The organism is Anaerovibrio lipolyticus, assembly GCF_021531495.1.
Lineage (GTDB): Bacteria > Bacillota > Negativicutes > Selenomonadales > Selenomonadaceae > Anaerovibrio.
Genome location: NZ_JADYTY010000029.1, coordinates 1 through 14,987 on the forward strand (window position 1 = coordinate 1; position 14,987 = coordinate 14,987).

At 42.2% G+C, this 14,987-nt stretch carries 11 protein-coding genes, 1 tRNA gene and 1 pseudogene; 7 read left to right on the forward strand and 6 right to left on the reverse strand.

Annotation, left to right across the window (positions count from 1 at the left end):
• The 3 genes and pseudogenes from I6E26_RS09075 to I6E26_RS09085 all read left to right on the forward strand — a co-directional run.
• A pseudogene (locus I6E26_RS09075) lies at window positions 1-373 on the forward strand (transposase); the annotation flags it as partial.
• 306 nt (window positions 374-679) lie between these two features.
• Window positions 680-2,659, forward strand: coding sequence for an Eco57I restriction-modification methylase domain-containing protein (locus tag I6E26_RS09080; RefSeq protein ID WP_235321566.1), 1,980 nt, complete (start codon window positions 680-682; stop codon window positions 2,657-2,659).
• On the forward strand, window positions 2,660-5,980 hold the full coding sequence (locus I6E26_RS09085; RefSeq protein ID WP_235321567.1) for a DEAD/DEAH box helicase family protein: 3,321 nt from the start codon (window positions 2,660-2,662) through the stop codon (window positions 5,978-5,980).
• 67 nt (window positions 5,981-6,047) lie between these two features.
• Here the strand turns inward: I6E26_RS09085 and I6E26_RS09090 are convergent, their stop codons facing one another.
• The 4 genes from I6E26_RS09090 to I6E26_RS09105 are packed head-to-tail and all read right to left on the reverse strand — an operon-like array spanning window position 6,048 to window position 8,738.
• Window positions 6,048-6,575, reverse strand: a complete 528-nt coding sequence (locus I6E26_RS09090; RefSeq protein ID WP_235321568.1) for a 2-oxoacid:acceptor oxidoreductase family protein — start codon at window positions 6,573-6,575, stop codon at window positions 6,048-6,050.
• Window positions 6,572-7,396: a 2-oxoacid:ferredoxin oxidoreductase subunit beta gene (locus I6E26_RS09095; RefSeq protein WP_235321569.1), complete on the reverse strand. Its 825-nt coding sequence runs from the start codon at window positions 7,394-7,396 to the stop codon at window positions 6,572-6,574. The genes I6E26_RS09090 and I6E26_RS09095 overlap by 4 nt, the downstream gene beginning before the upstream one ends.
• Window positions 7,396-8,541 (reverse strand): 2-oxoacid:acceptor oxidoreductase subunit alpha, encoded by a 1,146-nt coding sequence (locus tag I6E26_RS09100; RefSeq protein WP_235321570.1) that lies wholly within the window; start codon window positions 8,539-8,541, stop codon window positions 7,396-7,398. Before I6E26_RS09100 ends, I6E26_RS09095 begins: the two co-directional genes overlap by 1 nt.
• Window positions 8,538-8,738 carry a 4Fe-4S dicluster domain-containing protein gene (locus tag I6E26_RS09105; protein WP_235321571.1) on the reverse strand — a complete coding sequence of 67 codons (201 nt, stop codon included), beginning with the start codon at window positions 8,736-8,738 and terminating at the stop codon, window positions 8,538-8,540. The genes I6E26_RS09100 and I6E26_RS09105 overlap by 4 nt, the downstream gene beginning before the upstream one ends.
• Window positions 8,739-9,539: 801 nt before the next feature.
• Between I6E26_RS09105 and I6E26_RS09110 the strand changes: the two genes are divergently transcribed.
• Genes I6E26_RS09110 through I6E26_RS09120 form a run of 3 tightly spaced genes read left to right on the forward strand, consistent with a single transcriptional unit; the run spans window position 9,540 to window position 12,072 of the window.
• Window positions 9,540-9,917, forward strand: a complete 378-nt coding sequence (locus I6E26_RS09110; protein WP_235321572.1) for an NAD(P)/FAD-dependent oxidoreductase — start codon at window positions 9,540-9,542, stop codon at window positions 9,915-9,917.
• A gap of 59 nt (window positions 9,918-9,976) precedes the next feature.
• Complete coding sequence (gene pheA / locus I6E26_RS09115; RefSeq protein WP_235321573.1) at window positions 9,977-10,840, forward strand: prephenate dehydratase; 864 nt, start codon at window positions 9,977-9,979, stop codon at window positions 10,838-10,840.
• Window positions 10,841-10,863: 23 nt separating this feature from the next.
• On the forward strand, window positions 10,864-12,072 hold the full coding sequence (locus tag I6E26_RS09120) for an ATP-binding protein (RefSeq protein WP_235321574.1): 1,209 nt from the start codon (window positions 10,864-10,866) through the stop codon (window positions 12,070-12,072).
• Window positions 12,073-12,212: 140 nt separating this feature from the next.
• Here I6E26_RS09120 and I6E26_RS09125 read toward each other — a convergent pair.
• Window positions 12,213-12,287, reverse strand: a tRNA-Glu gene (locus I6E26_RS09125).
• A 56-nt stretch (window positions 12,288-12,343) separates the two neighbouring features.
• Entirely contained in the window at window positions 12,344-13,813 is a 1,470-nt protein-coding gene (gltX, locus tag I6E26_RS09130) for a glutamate--tRNA ligase (RefSeq protein ID WP_235321575.1), read from the reverse strand.
• A gap of 263 nt (window positions 13,814-14,076) precedes the next feature.
• On the opposite strand from gltX, the gene pdxS reads away from it, so the two are divergent.
• Window positions 14,077-14,961 carry a pyridoxal 5'-phosphate synthase lyase subunit PdxS gene (gene pdxS / locus I6E26_RS09135; RefSeq protein WP_235321576.1) on the forward strand — a complete coding sequence of 295 codons (885 nt, stop codon included), beginning with the start codon at window positions 14,077-14,079 and terminating at the stop codon, window positions 14,959-14,961.
• The last annotated feature ends 26 nt before the right edge of the window (window positions 14,962-14,987 follow it).

Below are 14,987 nucleotides of genomic sequence, written 5' to 3' on the forward strand. Positions count from 1 at the left end.
GGACAAAGGAAAAAAGCTTTTGGATTCTTGTTATGAACTGCGGTGTTATAGTGTCTTTGTCGCAAAGGTACAGGAATATTTAGCGGCAAAACAGGACTTATCTCAGGCTATTAAATCTGCTATTCGATATTGTAGAGATAATGAATTAATGAAAGAATATTTTAAAGAACACGAAAGGGAGGTTCTTGATATGGTGACTTTTAAGTGGGATGATAAAAGAGCTAGGGAGATTGCTAAAGAGGAAGGGTTGGAAGAAGGGATGTTAAAAACCCTGTGTGGGTTAGTGAAAGATGGTATACTTTCTAATATGGACGCGGCTAAAAGAGCAGGCATGTCTTTGGAAGAATTTACAAAAGCTATTGCTATGTTATAATAACTGAAAAATTATGCTAAAAATGGCGTATCGGGCTGAATTGGCTTGATACGCTATTTTTGTCGAATTGTCTGCCTTCCGCTAATATCTTAAATATAACAAGTTCATACAATCAGAATAAATATATTTCGTCCATCCTTAATAGGGGTGGATTTTTTTATTGCCAAAATGTCCGGGGGGGGTAGAATTATGTATACTCGCACAATACATTAAGATGCTATCCCTTAGAGCAAGTAAAATGATGAGGGGGTATTCAATGTCTAGAACTGCATCTGATGATAATGGGAGGCAGGAAAGGAAGATTTTATGTGGGATTTGATTGAATTGAAGTCTAATTCAGTCAGGATAGCTTTGAATATTCTTTTGAAGGATAGGTCAACGGGGAAAAATATTACATTTGCCTCTAATACATATAATGGGATGGATTTTGCATCTGAAATTACCAAAAAACTTATTGATGGGGATAAGGTAATTTTTCGCCCAAGAGTTGCCAAGTCACAGAAGGAGCAGGTCAAGCGTACTCGCAAAAAGGCAGAGGTTTTTACGCCATCTTGGATTTGCAATATGATGAACAATCAGTGTGATCAGGAATGGTTTGGACGAGATGATGTCTTTAATAGTGAGCAAAATAAACAATGGGAGACAGTGGAGAAAAGAATAGTTTTTCCGGTAGGGAAAACGTGGAAGGATTATGTTCTGGCAAGGCGATTGGAAATTACCTGCGGTGAAGGTCCTTATTTGGTATCTCGCTATGACACTGTTACTGGTGAAATGATTCCGCTATCACAGCGAATCGGCATATTAGATAGGAAGCTTCGGGTTATTAATGAGAATGTCAAAGCTCATAGAACCTGGAATCAATGGGTATATAGGGCCTTTGAAAGTACCTATGGTTATGAATATCAAGGGGATAACCTCCTGATGGCTAGAATTAACCTACTGGAAACATTTTGTGAATACAGCAGGGCACGATGGGAGTCTGAGCCTAGTCAGGAATCTATCAAGCGAATAGCTAGAATCATTAGCTGGAATATTTGGCAGATGGATGGACTATTGGGGACACTGCCACGGCAAAAGCCTCAGGAGATAGAGGAAAAAGAGATTGGGCAGTTACAGTTATTTACTCCTGAAGAAGTATTTGAAAGCACGCTGACAGCGCCTGCATATAGCTGTCAGGTACGAGATTGGCAAAGAGAAAAGGGCAAGCAGAAGATAGTATGGAAGAGGGATAAGGATATGAAATTTGATTTTGTTATAGGAAATCCACCATATCAGGAGGATATGCGAGATACATCTGACAAACCTATATATAATAAATTTATGGATGCAGCATATGATATTGGTGAAAGAGTGGAATTAATCACTCCAGCGCGATTTTTATTTAATGCGGGGAAAACACCTAAGGAATGGAACGAAAAAATGTTACATGATGAACATTTTAAGATTTTATATTATGAACAAGATGGTAAAAAGATTTTTAGTAATTCAGACATTAAAGGTGGTATTGCTATTAGTTATAGGAATGTGCATATTAAATATGGTGAGATGGGTGTTTTTACCTCATATCCAGAATTGAATGTTATATTTCACAAAGTAGTTAGTAATAAATTATTTAATACATTAGATGAGCATATTATATTGCAAAACAAATGGAATTTAAAAAAACTGTATGTAAGTCATCCAGAATTATTTGCTACGTTTTATAATGGAAAAGGGAAAAAAGTATGTAAAATTGGTAGTTGTGGCAAGGAGAGAAGATTAACGACATCAATATTTAATTTAGAAAATTTATTTGAGGAAAATGATGGCGGGGATAGCTTTAAAATATTGGGATTGGTAAGTAATAAAAGATGTTATAAGTTCATTAAGAAAGAATACATTGATCAAACACATGAAAATATAAATAAATGGAAAGTTATTTTGCCTAAGTCTAATGGTTCAGGATTACTAGGGGAGGTGTTAAGTACACCTATAGTAGGAAAACCATATATAGGATTTACGCAATCTTTTATTAGCGTAGGTGCATTTGAAAGTGAATATGAGGCTGCATCATTATTGAAATATATAAAATCAAAATTCGTTAGAGTATTGTTAGGGGTATTAAAGATCACGCAAGATAATAATTTAGGGACATGGAAGTATGTTCCCTGGCAGGATTTTACATCTTCCTCCGATATAGATTGGTCGCAATCCATTGCAGATATAGATAAACAGCTATACAAAAAATATAATCTTACCCCTGAGGAAATTGATTTTATCGAAACCCATGTAAAGGAGATGGAGTAAATGGAAAGGCCTAATATTGCCACAATAAGAGGTGTTACACCTATGATATATGCTTACACCACTCCTGAGATTGTTCGTCATAATGGCTGGACTAAAATTGGTTATACGGAACAGGATGTGGAAACCCGCATCAAACAGCAGACCCACACGGCAGATGTTCAGTGGCATCTGGAATGGAAAGGCAATGCCATTTTTGATGATGGCACAGGGGATAGATTTACGGACAAGGATTTTCATAGTTATTTGCGAAAATTTGGAACCAAGCAGGAAGAAGGCAAAAACAACGAATGGTTCCAAATAACAGGTGCAGAATCACAACAGAAATTCTGGACATTTCGCTCTAGTCGTGGCATATTGGAAACATTGGGCAAAGTTATTCCCTATCAACTGCGACAGGAGCAGAAAGAGGCGGTGGCCAAGACCATTGCTTACAGGAATAGTCACCATAAGGGAGAGTTCCTCTGGAATGCCAAGCCTCGTTTTGGTAAGACACTGGCTGTATATGATTTTTGTAAAAAAATTCAGGCTCAAACGGTGCTGATTTTAACCCAACGTCCAGCCATAGCCAATAGCTGGTTTGATGATTATGCTAAATTCTTAGGCCCAGAGTCAGGCTATCGTTTTGTCAGTCAAGTTGAGGCCTTGAAGGATAGAGCTGGCGTATTGTCTAGACAGGAATATACCAATTTGATTACATCTCAGGAAGATGAAGAGATGGACAGATGTATAGAATTTGTCAGCCTGCAGGATATGAAGGGATCCAAATATTTTAGCCCTCAAGGAATTGATAAACTTCGGGAAGTTGCTGAAATGAACTGGGATGTATTGGTTATAGATGAGGCTCATGAAGGAGTGGACACATTTAAAACCGGTATAGCCTTTGACCGTATCAAACGGAATTTTACACTACATTTATCTGGCACGCCTTTCAAGGCCTTGGCCAACAATAAATTTTCTCAGGATGCTATTTATAATTGGACTTATGCTGATGAGCAAAAAGCAAAGCGGGATTGGGATGTGACATCAGAGGAAGAAAATCCCTATGCTATTTTGCCTAAGCTGAATATGTTTACATATCAGATGTCGGAAATAGTTAAGGATGAGCTGCAGCAGGGGATTGTGATTCAGGGAGAAACGGCAGAATATGCTTTTGATTTGAATGAGTTCTTTGCTACAGAGCAAGGGAAATTTAAGCATGAATCATCAGTAGATAAATTTTTGGATGCTATGACAAAGCAACTAAGATTCCCATTTTCCACTCCGAAATTGCGGCATGAATTAAAGCATACCTTTTGGCTGTTGGATAGGGTGGATAGTGCCAAGGCCTTGGCAGAAAAGCTAAAAACACATCCTGTATTTGGTGAATATGAGATAGTCTTGGCGGCTGGAGATGGTAAAACTGATGATGATAAAGAAACAAAGAAATCATATGATAAGGTAGTAAAGGCTATTAAGGAGAATGATAGAACTATTACCTTGTCTGTAGGTCAACTGACTACTGGAATTACCATTCCAGAATGGACTGCTGTATTGATGTTAAGCAATGTAAAAAGTCCTGCCCTGTATATGCAGGCTGCTTTTCGTGCCCAGAATCCATGTATGTTTCATAATGGGACTTCCTATGGGCGCAAGGAAAATGCCTATGTATTTGACTTTGATCCTGCTAGGACGCTGAACATTTTTGAGCAATTTGCCAATGATTTAAGTACGGATACTGCATCAGGTAGAGGAGATATAGAAACCAGAAAAGCGAATATTAGGGAATTATTGAATTTCTTTCCAGTTATTGGTGAGGATGAGCAGGGTGAGCTGATAGAGCTGGATGCTGAAAAGGTGTTGACCATTCCAAGAAAAATCCGGGCGGTAGAGGTAGTCAAGCGTGGCTTTATGAGCAATTATCTCTTCCAAAATATTTCGCAGGTCTTTGGTGCACCTGCGGAGGTCATAGATATTATTAGTGGTTTGCAACCTGTTAAGGAAGCTAAGGATAAGGCAACATTAACTGATAAACTCGAAGATGATATATTCCTGAATGAGGCTGGAGATGTGGATATTCCAGAAGAAATTGTTGTAGGTAAGACTCAGGATGTATTTGGTGATAAAATCTTCGGTAACAAAATTGATATAGGCGGTGCAACAGAGACTATTATTACGAAACCAGATAAAGCGCAAACAGCGCTAGAAAAATTAAAAAAAGATACGCATAAACAAATAACAGATAGTATTATTGCAACTGCTAAGGCGGAATATGGTTCAGAAATGAAGCAAGCCGTTAAGGGTAGAATGGTTAGGCAGATTAATGATTCAGTAGATAGACTGATTGAGAAGTCTTATAACGATTTTGCTATTAATAAAAATATTATCGAGCAGGAACGGCAGGAGCAATTGAAAGCCGGTGTTACTACAGGTCAGACTGCAATAGAAATCAACAAAGAGTTTGATGAAAAAATTGCCGAAGCGAAGGCTGATTTTCAAACTAACCTTCAGGAGGGCATGGCAAAGCTGGTGGAGGATTCCAAGCAGGATGTGATAAATGCTGTTGAAACCAGTAAGCAGGAGCAGCAAAAGAACTCTATAGAGGGGGATATTAGAGATCATTTAAGAGGTTTTTCCAGAACGATACCAGCCTTTTTGATGGCTTATGGTACTGGAGAGATTACATTAGAAAATTTTGATAGTATTGTACCAGAGGATGTGTTCAAGGAGGTTACTGGCATATCCTTGGAACAATTTATATTTCTTAGGGATGGGGGGAGCTATATAGATCCTGAAACTGGAGAAAATAAAAATTTTGTGGGACAGTTATTTGACCCTATTGTATTTGATGATTCCGTAAAGGAGTTTATGAATAAAAAGAGTCAATTAGCAGATTATTTTTCAGAGGAGAATAAGGAGGATATATTTGATTATATCCCACCGCAAAAGACAAACCAGATTTTTACACCTAAAAAAGTAGTTAAGGATATGGTAGATATGTTGGAGCAGGAAAATCCTGGCTGTTTTGATACTCCAGATAAAACTTTTATGGATTTGTACATGAAATCGGGAATGTACATTGCGGAGATTGTTAAAAGATTGTATCGAAGCTCTGAAATGCAGCGGCTTTATCCGGATAAGGATGCCCGCTTGAAACATATTTTTGAGAAGCAGGTTTATGGTTTGGCACCTACGGAAATAATTTATAGAATTGCTACGGCATATATTCTAGGGTTTTCTACTGAAGGAAAAATAAAAAAGCATAATTTCAAACAGATAGATGCCCTGGTTTATGCGAAGGATGGTACATTGCAAGCAATCCTAGATGAGGCATATCAGAAATGAGATAAACTAAATAGCAAAAAAGCCCTGGTACGCGTGGAGCGTATCAGGGCTTTGGTTTGTTATGGGATTATTTTACAGCATCATAGCCCAGCTGCAAAGCTTTCATATTGGCCTCAATGGTATGAGGTGGTACACGGTGAGATACTGCGGTACGGACAGTATCCAAATCTACCAGATTCAGAACCTTGGTCAATACACCAAGGGCTACAATGTTGGCAAAAAGGGATTTGCCAGCCTGCTCAATGGCAATTTTGGTAATAGGCACCTGAATAATATTGCCAAACTTAGGTGGCTCAGGCACCAAATCAGTATCCAGAATCAAGATACCATCACTATGTAAATCACCATAGTATTTATCAGCAGCCTTCTGTGTCATAGCCAGTACCACATCAGGAGTCTTTACATGGGGATGAAAGATAGGATGGCTATCATCAATAATAACCTCAGATTTGGAAGCACCGCCACGAGCCTCTGGTCCATAGGACTGGGACTGTACAGCCTCCATACCTGCAGAAACAGCAGCCTCTGCATAGATAATAGCAGCGGTAATTACACCCTGGCCACCGGAGCCGGACAATCTAATCTGCTTTCTCATTTTCCAGCACCTCCTGCAACCTCAATAACATGCTCATAGGCAGTAGCATAATCTACCTCAGTATCCTGATAAAGCAGGCCAATAGGGAATTTATCGCCAACCTTTTTATCTTCGGGCAGCTTATCCCAAGCAGCTTTCATTACAGCATTATCCCGCATCCACTTCATCAGCTCTACAGGATCGGACATCTTGTTTTTGCGGCCATAGGCAGTAGGACACTGTACCATAGCCTCGATAAAGGAAAAGCCCTTGTTATCAAAGCCATTGGCAATCATATCAGTAAGATGCTGTACATGGTAAGCGGTGGAACGAGCTACATAGGTAGCTCCAGCAGCTTCGGCCAGCTTGCAGGCATCAAAGGTAGGATCTACAGCACCATAAGGAGCAGTAGTAGCCTTTTTGCCAGTTGGAGTCATAGGGGAAGCCTGACCACCAGTCATACCGTAAATATTGTTGTTAAAAAGCACAACAGTCAAATCCACATTTCTGCGGCAGCCATGAATGAAATGGTTGCCACCAATAGCGGTGCAGTCACCATCACCAGTAATGACAACAACATTCAGCTCTGGATTGGCCAGCTTGATGCCAGTAGCAAAAGGAATAGCACGACCATGAGCGGTGTGCAGTGTATCAAAATCCATATAGCCGGAGGCTCTGGAGGAGCAGCCGATACCGGAAACAATGATGGTTTTATCTCTATCCAGACCTTTTTTCTCAATGGCCTGAACAATGGCCTTGGTTGCTATACCATTGCCACAGCCTGGACACCAGAGATGTGGCAGGCGGTTCTGGCGAAAATACTGTTCAAAGGATCTTTCCATTATTTATTACCTCCTGCAAGGTTTTCAATGCCCTCAAGAATTTCTTCAGGCTCGAAGATGGTCATATCATATTTAGCACACAGCTCTACTGGACACTGACCAGCAGCTGCCCGCTCAACTTCATTGACAATCTGACCATAGTTCAGCTCAGTCACTAAGATACCCTTTACCTTGGCTGCCAAAGCCTTGATAGCCTTATCAGCAAATGGCCAAATGGTAATCAAACGAACCATGCCAACCTTGATGCCCTTTTTGCGAGCTTCAAGAACAGCCTCATAGGCAGTACGGGCAGTACCACCAAAGGCAACTACGGCATATTCAGCATCCTCCATGCAGTATTCCTCTACATGGGTGATTTCGTCCTGAGCAATAGCAATCTTCTTGTGGAGGCGATCAATTGCCTCGCGGGTAACTTTTGGATTGCCTACTGGGAAGCCGGTTTCGTCATGAATCAGACCAGTTACATGGATATGATAGCCGTTGCCGAAATCAGCTACATTTGGCACCAAATCCTCAGCAGGAGCATAAGGCTGATAGCCCTCAGCTCTGGTCTTACTAGGCTGACGGCGTGGGTAAATTTCCAGCTCGCTGGCCTCTGGCAGCTCAACCTTTTCCCGGAGATGGCCTACGATTTCGTCCATCAGGAGAATAACAGGAGTACGGAAGCGTTCGGAATAATTAACAGCCATAACAGCAGTATCAAAAGCCTCACGAACACTCCAAGGAGACAGGGCAATCATAGGATGATCACCGTGGGTACCCCAGCGAGCCTGCATAACATCACCCTGAGATGGGGCGGTTGGCTGGCCTGTGGAAGGACCAACACGCTGCACATTAACAATAACAACAGGAATCTCAGCCGCAGCAGCATAGCCAATCAGCTCCTGCTTCAGGGAGATGCCTGGGCCGGAGGAGGCGGTGAGAGCCTTTTTGCCTGCCAGAGAGGCACCAAGTACCACACCCATAGAAGCAATTTCATCTTCCATCTGTACGAATTTGCCACCAACCTTAGGCAGCATCTTGGCCATGCCTTCGGCTATTTCTGTGGAGGGGGTAATAGGGTAACCACCAAAGAAACGGACACCAGCAGCCAGTGCACCCTCGGCACAGGCTTCATTACCCTGCATCAATCTAGCTTTACTCATTTTGCCACCTTCTTATCTACAAAAATTGCATAATCAGGGCAGCGCAGCTCGCACTGGCCACAGGCTATGCAGTCATCAGCCTTCAGAATAACCACTTTGCCCAGCTCGGAAAGACCGAGAACCTGCTTGGGACAAAAGGCTACACATATACCACAGCCCTTGCAGCGTGGCAGTTTGAGCGTAATCTCAGAATTCATATCTGACCCTCCAATACAATACACAGTAAGTTCTTTACATCACAAAAGGTATTATATCATTTTGTAGAGGACTTGTGTAGTATTTTTTTATTATATTACTCAAGGAATACAAAATATACTGTATAAGGCATAGTAAATTCGTTTTCTTTTAATTGAATTGCTTTTCCCAGACTGAAAAAGGCTAATTGGTACTTTATGACCATAAATTGTAGGATGTTTTTGGAATTAAAGCTAAATTGTCTATTATTATAGGAAAGAAAATGCATTCAGTTCAGATTTTGGTATGATTTAGCAGAAATGAGGATTGTTCTATTCTGATTAAAAAAGCAATCTTCACTTTTCTATCTTTATAGATATAAATCATGTCTACGAGTGAAACCAGAATGTCTCTGGTCATTTACTGATAATTATGATATTGCCAATATTAGTTTGATATGGTATAAATAAAACAGTGAAGCGAAAGTAGTGCATACGATGACAGTAGTTCATAAAGAATTTTTTTAGAAGGGAAAATCTGGTCACGGCAGTATTGTTGGCCAGATTTTTTATTTTTGATTATAAAGGTGTACCTTTTCTTGACACCCTATTCTGCTAATCTGGCAGAATTGGAGGCTGTAGGGGAAAATGGCCCGGTTTCTAACAGCGAGGTAAAGGAGCTGACGTATTGGCTGGAACTTTTGCCAGACCTTTAAAAAATATATTTACATTACTACTAAATCGTAATATATGAATATAGGATTTTAAAATTAAGAAAGGCGGGGTTGGCTATGAAAAAGTATATTATTGTAGGAGGCGTAGCAGGTGGATCTACTGCCGGTAGATACAGCCAACAAAAAGGTTTCCATCAGAAATTCCAAGGGGGAATATGAGGAAAGCTATGATGCATTGGTTTTGTCTCCTGGAGCTAAGGCTCTTAGGCCACCAATTCCTGGTATTGATAATAAGCATATTTTAACGCTTAGGAATGTGCCGGATGCAGATGCTTTGCGGGATTTATCTCTGCACTATCCAGAGGGTAAGGCTGTGGTTATTGGCGGCGGTTTTGTAGGCATCGAGGTGGCAGAGAAAGTGGCTCAGGGGGCTGTTGTTATTGATATTCGCAGTAAGGCTCTGCATTATGGAAAAGCTCTTGGCCTAGGTACTTTGTTCCCTTGTACAATAGACACTGATAATATATAATATAATGTACGAAAACGTATTGTAAAATAAGGAAATACTGGACGGGAGCAGATAACAGGATGAAGCAAATGGGATTTTTGGGGCCTTTGGGAACTCATAGCGAAGCAGCAGCGATATATTTAAAGGGTATGGTGCCAGAGAAATATGAGCTGGTGTCCTGTGCCAATATATATGAGGCCATTCATCAGGTGGAACAAGGACAGCTGGATTCCTGTCTGGTGCCAGTGGAAAACTCCATTGAAGGCTCAATAAATATAACTCTGGATACTTTGGCAGGCAGTGACAATCTGCAGGTGGTACGAGAGCTTATTTGGCATGTACACAATAATCTTATGATGCGGTCGGATACGGGGGAGGATGTACCTGTCAAAAGGATACTTTCTCACTCTCAGCCCTTATCCCAGTGTCGGGAATTCATCCGTTGCAATTATCCCTTAGCAGAGCAGGAAGCTGTGGCTAGTACAGCTATGGCGGCTAAGCTGGTGGCAGAAGCGGAGCCAACAGATGGCTGGGCGGCTATTTGTACCCGCAGGGGCGGCGAGCTGAATGGTTTGAAGCTGGTGGCAGAGAATATAGAGGATTTGCCTAATAATTCAACCAGATTTTATCAGCTGATTCGCAGGGATAGCAAGGAAAATACCGACTATGGTCAGCCGGAAAAATCCCTTATCATATGTCAGATAGACGGTAAGGATGCTGGACGTTTATGTGAGATTTTGACGGAATTGGCAGATAGACAGGTGAATTTGACTAGAATTGAGTCTAGGCCTGCTCGAACTGGTCTGGGAGAGTATATATTCTTCCTGGATGTGGAAATGCCAGAACATAGATGGCAGCTGGAGGAGGCTTTGGCAGGCATTCGTCAAAGGAGTATCTGGCTGCGGCAGCCGGGGGAATTTCCAACCATTAATGCTGATAACTAAGGGCAATAAGGCGGTGCGATTATATGGATAGCAAAGAATATATAGATAGCAGGGATGTTACCAAGGAAGATATTGATAAGGCTTGGCAGAAGATTGATTGTCGCAAGCTGTTGGCTCATACAAGCCATGATTTGCGCTCATCCTTGAATAATGTGCTGGGGTTGACTGAGTTGGCCAAATCTCAGCTGGATGATAGAGAGTATGTGGAGTATTGTCTGGAAAAGGTGGGGGATACCACTCATTTTCTCTTGAATATTGTTAACGATATACTTTACATTGTTAGTCCAGCCAAAGAAAATATGACAGCTAAGGATACAACCATTAATATAAGGGAGCTATTTGAAACGGTTGGCAGTGTTATTCGACCTATGGCTCATGAGAAAAAGCTCCATTTTCATACTCGGATAGATGATAATGTGGCTGTTTATGTAAAGTCTGATCGGGGACGTATTAGACAGATTTTGCAGAATCTCCTATCCAATGCTGTAAAATTTACCCCTCGCTATGGCAAAATAGATTTCCAGCTTCATCAGCTGGCAGAGCATGATAACAAGGCCAGAATGGAATTTGTGGTGCGGGATACTGGTATTGGTATTGCCCCAGAGGTGCAGGAACATATCTTTTTGCCTATGACCAAGGAATATCGAGGCAGCACGACCGTATATGGCGGTGTAGGTCTGGGGTTGGCCATTTGCTATAAGCTGACAGATTATCTTGGTGGACGACTTGAGTTCAAGAGCAACAAAGGTCAGGGTACGGAGTTTAAATTGTATTTGGATTTGGAGCTGGACAAGGAAATGCCAGAAGTAGCTCAGATACCAGAAAATCAAGGCTATAACTTTGCAGGAAAAACTGTTCTCTTAGTTGAGGATGATGAAATTAACAGTGAAATTGCCAGGAATCTTCTTTCCCGCAGGGGCTTGCTGGTGGACACAGCAGAAAATGGCCGGGTAGCATTGAGCAAATTTATGATGAATGCCCCGGGTACCTATGATTTGATTTTGATGGATGTAAGGATGCCGTTGATGGATGGTTTGGAAGCTACCCGCAGGATTCGTGCTTCTGGCAAATCTGATGCTAAGAGGATTCCTATTGTAGCCGTGACTGCCAATGCTTATGAAAAAGATGAGCAGTGTTCTATGGAGGCAGGAATGGATGCTCATTTAACCAAGCCCGTGGAGACTGGGGTTTTGTATGAAACCGTTCAGCGAGCCTTGGATGGGGAATTGTAAAAGAGAAAATGAAAAGCCTATCTACGACAGCAGAAGTGTGTCAGATAGGCTTTTATTATGGGATTGTATTGGTGCTGTAAGATTACAAGGGAATGTAAAACAAAAAAGACTGGAACTATGTTCCAGCCTAAATTATCAATTGGTGACGCGTAAGGGATTCGAACCCTTGAAGCCGCCGTGAGAGGGCGGAGTCTTAACCACTTGACCAACGCGCCAATGACAATAATAATAATACAGCATTATTGTTATTATGTCAAGAAAAATTTTATTTTTACTGAACTTTTTCTAAACCAAGCTGCAGGCGGCGGAAGGATTCCTCACGGCCCAGGATATAAAGCAGCTCAGTTACGCCGCCAGGAGTAACCTTCTGGCCAGAAAGAGCGATACGGGCAGGCCACATAAAGGTGCCCATCTTGATACCGGATTCAGCCACACCTGGCTGCAATACAGCATCAATTCCCTCTGGAGTCCAGTCCTGAACCTTTTCCAGAATCTGCATGACAACTGGGAGAATCTCAGCAGCCTTTTCTGGATTTACCTTGTTACGCTTGTTGGTAAACAGCTCTACATCATAATCAGTCAGCTGGCTGAAGAAGCCAATCTGCTCTGGAACCTGATTGTAACGGCTAACACGGGTGCGGAGCAGGCCAGCCAGATACTGCCATTTGTCCTGACCAAGCTGTTCAGCCAGTTCTCCAGCGAAGCTCTTGGCACCAGCAGCAAAATCCTCATCACTCATGGCCTTGAAATACTCACCATTTACCCAATCCAGCTTGTTGTAGTCAAAAACAGCTGGGGATTTGCTAAGGCCATCCAGAGAGAAACGTTCAATCAGCTCATCCATAGTGAAGATTTCCTGCTCGGATTTTGGACTCCAGCCCAGAAGTGCTACATAGTTGGTAATAGCTTCTGGCAGATACCCCATATCTACCAGCTGGCTAAAGCCGGTGGCACCGTGGCGCTTGGACAGTTTGGATACAGAGCCATCCTCATTCTTGCCCATAACAGGTGGCAGATGAATGAAGGCAGGTGGCTCCCAGCCAAAGAACTGATACAGCAGGACATGCTTTGGTGTGGAGGTAATAAATTCTGTACCACGAATAACATGGGTAATATGCATCAGATGGTCGTCAATAACATTGGCGAAATTATAGGTAGGCATACCATCCTGCTTTAGAATAACCTGATCCTCCAGCTCCTCATTCTTGAAGCTGATATGGCCATGTACCGCATCAGTAAAGGTGGTTTCCCCAGTCAAAGGCATTTTCTGGCGGATAACATAGGAACGACCTTCAGCTAAATATTTATCAATGGTTTCCTGTGGCAGATCACGGCAGGCTCTGTTGTAGCCACCAAAAGCCTTGGTATCCCCAGCTTTCTGAGCCTCATGCTGCTGTTCACTGCAATCAGTGCAGAAGCAACGGTAAGCGTGTCCCTTGGCAATAAGCTCCTCAGCATACTTCTTGTATATATCCAGACGCTGGCTCTGGATATATGGACCGCAGTCTCCACCAATATCTGGTCCCTCGTTAGGAACGATATGAGCAGCTGCCAAAGTGCGATTGATGAAGTCTACCGCATCGGCGACAAAACGCTTCTGGTCAGTGTCCTCAATGCGCAGGAGAAAATCTCCCTTGTTGGCTTTGGCAAAAAGATAAGCGTACAAAGCAGTACGCAAATTGCCGATATGCATATAGCCAGTAGGGCTTGGTGCAAAACGGGTACGAATACGGTCTGTCATTTTGACTCTCCTCTTTCTTTTATATAGTAAGTTTCAGTTAATTTCCTTATAAAAGTTTAATCAAAATCCACAGCTATGTCAAGCAACCATCATGGACAAGGTGATTGGATAAGATTTATAGGGAGAAATGGTTGGAAATTGGGAACTGGCTATATTTTTGACCTTATAAGAAATACATATATTGGCTATTTTGTCTATAGTCAAAAGTGGCTATAATCATAAATAAAAATCAACAAAACAACAGATAGAAAGCAGGTATTAATATGAGTGAAAATCAGGCAAGCAGATATGAATTAAATAAGCAGCTGGCTCAGATGCTGAAGGGTGGCGTCATTATGGATGTTACTACTCCAGAGCAGGCAAAAATTGCCGAGGCAGCCGGAGCTTGCGCTGTTATGGCCTTGGAGAGGATTCCAGCAGATATCAGAGCAGCCGGGGGCGTGTCCCGTATGAGTGATCCTAAGATGATCAAGGGCATTCAGGAGGCTGTTTCCATTCCTGTTATGGCTAAATGCCGTATTGGTCATTTTGTAGAGGCGCAGATTTTGGAGGCCATTGAGATAGATTACATTGATGAGAGTGAGGTTCTCTCTCCTGCTGATAATGTATATCATATTGACAAGCATCAGTTTAAGGTGCCATTTGTCTGCGGAGCCAGGGATTTGGGAGAGGCTCTCCGCCGCATCGCCGAAGGTGCTTCTATGATTCGTACCAAGGGTGAGCCAGGTACCGGTGATGTGGTACAGGCTGTCCAGCATATGCGGAAGATTAATGGCCAGATTGCCAAGGTTGCTTCCTTGCAGACTGATGAGCTGTTTGAGGCTGCCAAGGAGCTGCAGGTGCCATATGATTTGGTACAGTATGTTCATGATAATCGTCGTTTGCCAGTAGTAAACTTTGCCGCTGGCGGTGTAGCCACTCCAGCTGATGCTGCTCTGATGATGCAGCTGGGGGCTGAAGGTGTATTTGTAGGCTCTGGTATTTTCAAGTCCGGCAATCCTGAGAAGCGGGCTGCAGCCATTGTTCAGTCTGTAACCAACTATAAAGATGCAGATTTGATTGCCCGTCTGTCTGAGGATTTGGGGGAAGCTATGGTAGGTATCAATGAGGATGAAATTAGCATCCTCATGGCAGAGCGTGGCAAATAAGTTCCACGCAGCTAATTTGGAGGTTT

What these genes read in the sequence shown, in the direction of transcription:
- I6E26_RS09100 (WP_235321570.1), bottom strand. Translation starts at nt 8,541, where the DNA reads ATGAGTAAAGCTAGATTGATGCAGGGTAATGAAGCCTGTGCCGAGGGT.
- I6E26_RS09090 (WP_235321568.1), bottom strand. Translation starts at nt 6,575, where the DNA reads ATGAGAAAGCAGATTAGATTGTCCGGCTCCGGTGGCCAGGGTGTAATT.
- pheA (WP_235321573.1), top strand. Translation starts at nt 9,977, where the DNA reads ATGAAGCAAATGGGATTTTTGGGGCCTTTGGGAACTCATAGCGAAGCA.
- I6E26_RS09105 (WP_235321571.1), bottom strand. Translation starts at nt 8,738, where the DNA reads ATGAATTCTGAGATTACGCTCAAACTGCCACGCTGCAAGGGCTGTGGT.
- gltX (WP_235321575.1), bottom strand. Translation starts at nt 13,813, where the DNA reads ATGACAGACCGTATTCGTACCCGTTTTGCACCAAGCCCTACTGGCTAT.
- I6E26_RS09120 (WP_235321574.1), top strand. Translation starts at nt 10,864, where the DNA reads ATGGATAGCAAAGAATATATAGATAGCAGGGATGTTACCAAGGAAGAT.
- I6E26_RS09085 (WP_235321567.1), top strand. Translation starts at nt 2,660, where the DNA reads ATGGAAAGGCCTAATATTGCCACAATAAGAGGTGTTACACCTATGATA.
- pdxS (WP_235321576.1), top strand. Translation starts at nt 14,077, where the DNA reads ATGAGTGAAAATCAGGCAAGCAGATATGAATTAAATAAGCAGCTGGCT.
- I6E26_RS09080 (WP_235321566.1), top strand. Translation starts at nt 680, where the DNA reads ATGTGGGATTTGATTGAATTGAAGTCTAATTCAGTCAGGATAGCTTTG.
- I6E26_RS09095 (WP_235321569.1), bottom strand. Translation starts at nt 7,396, where the DNA reads ATGGAAAGATCCTTTGAACAGTATTTTCGCCAGAACCGCCTGCCACAT.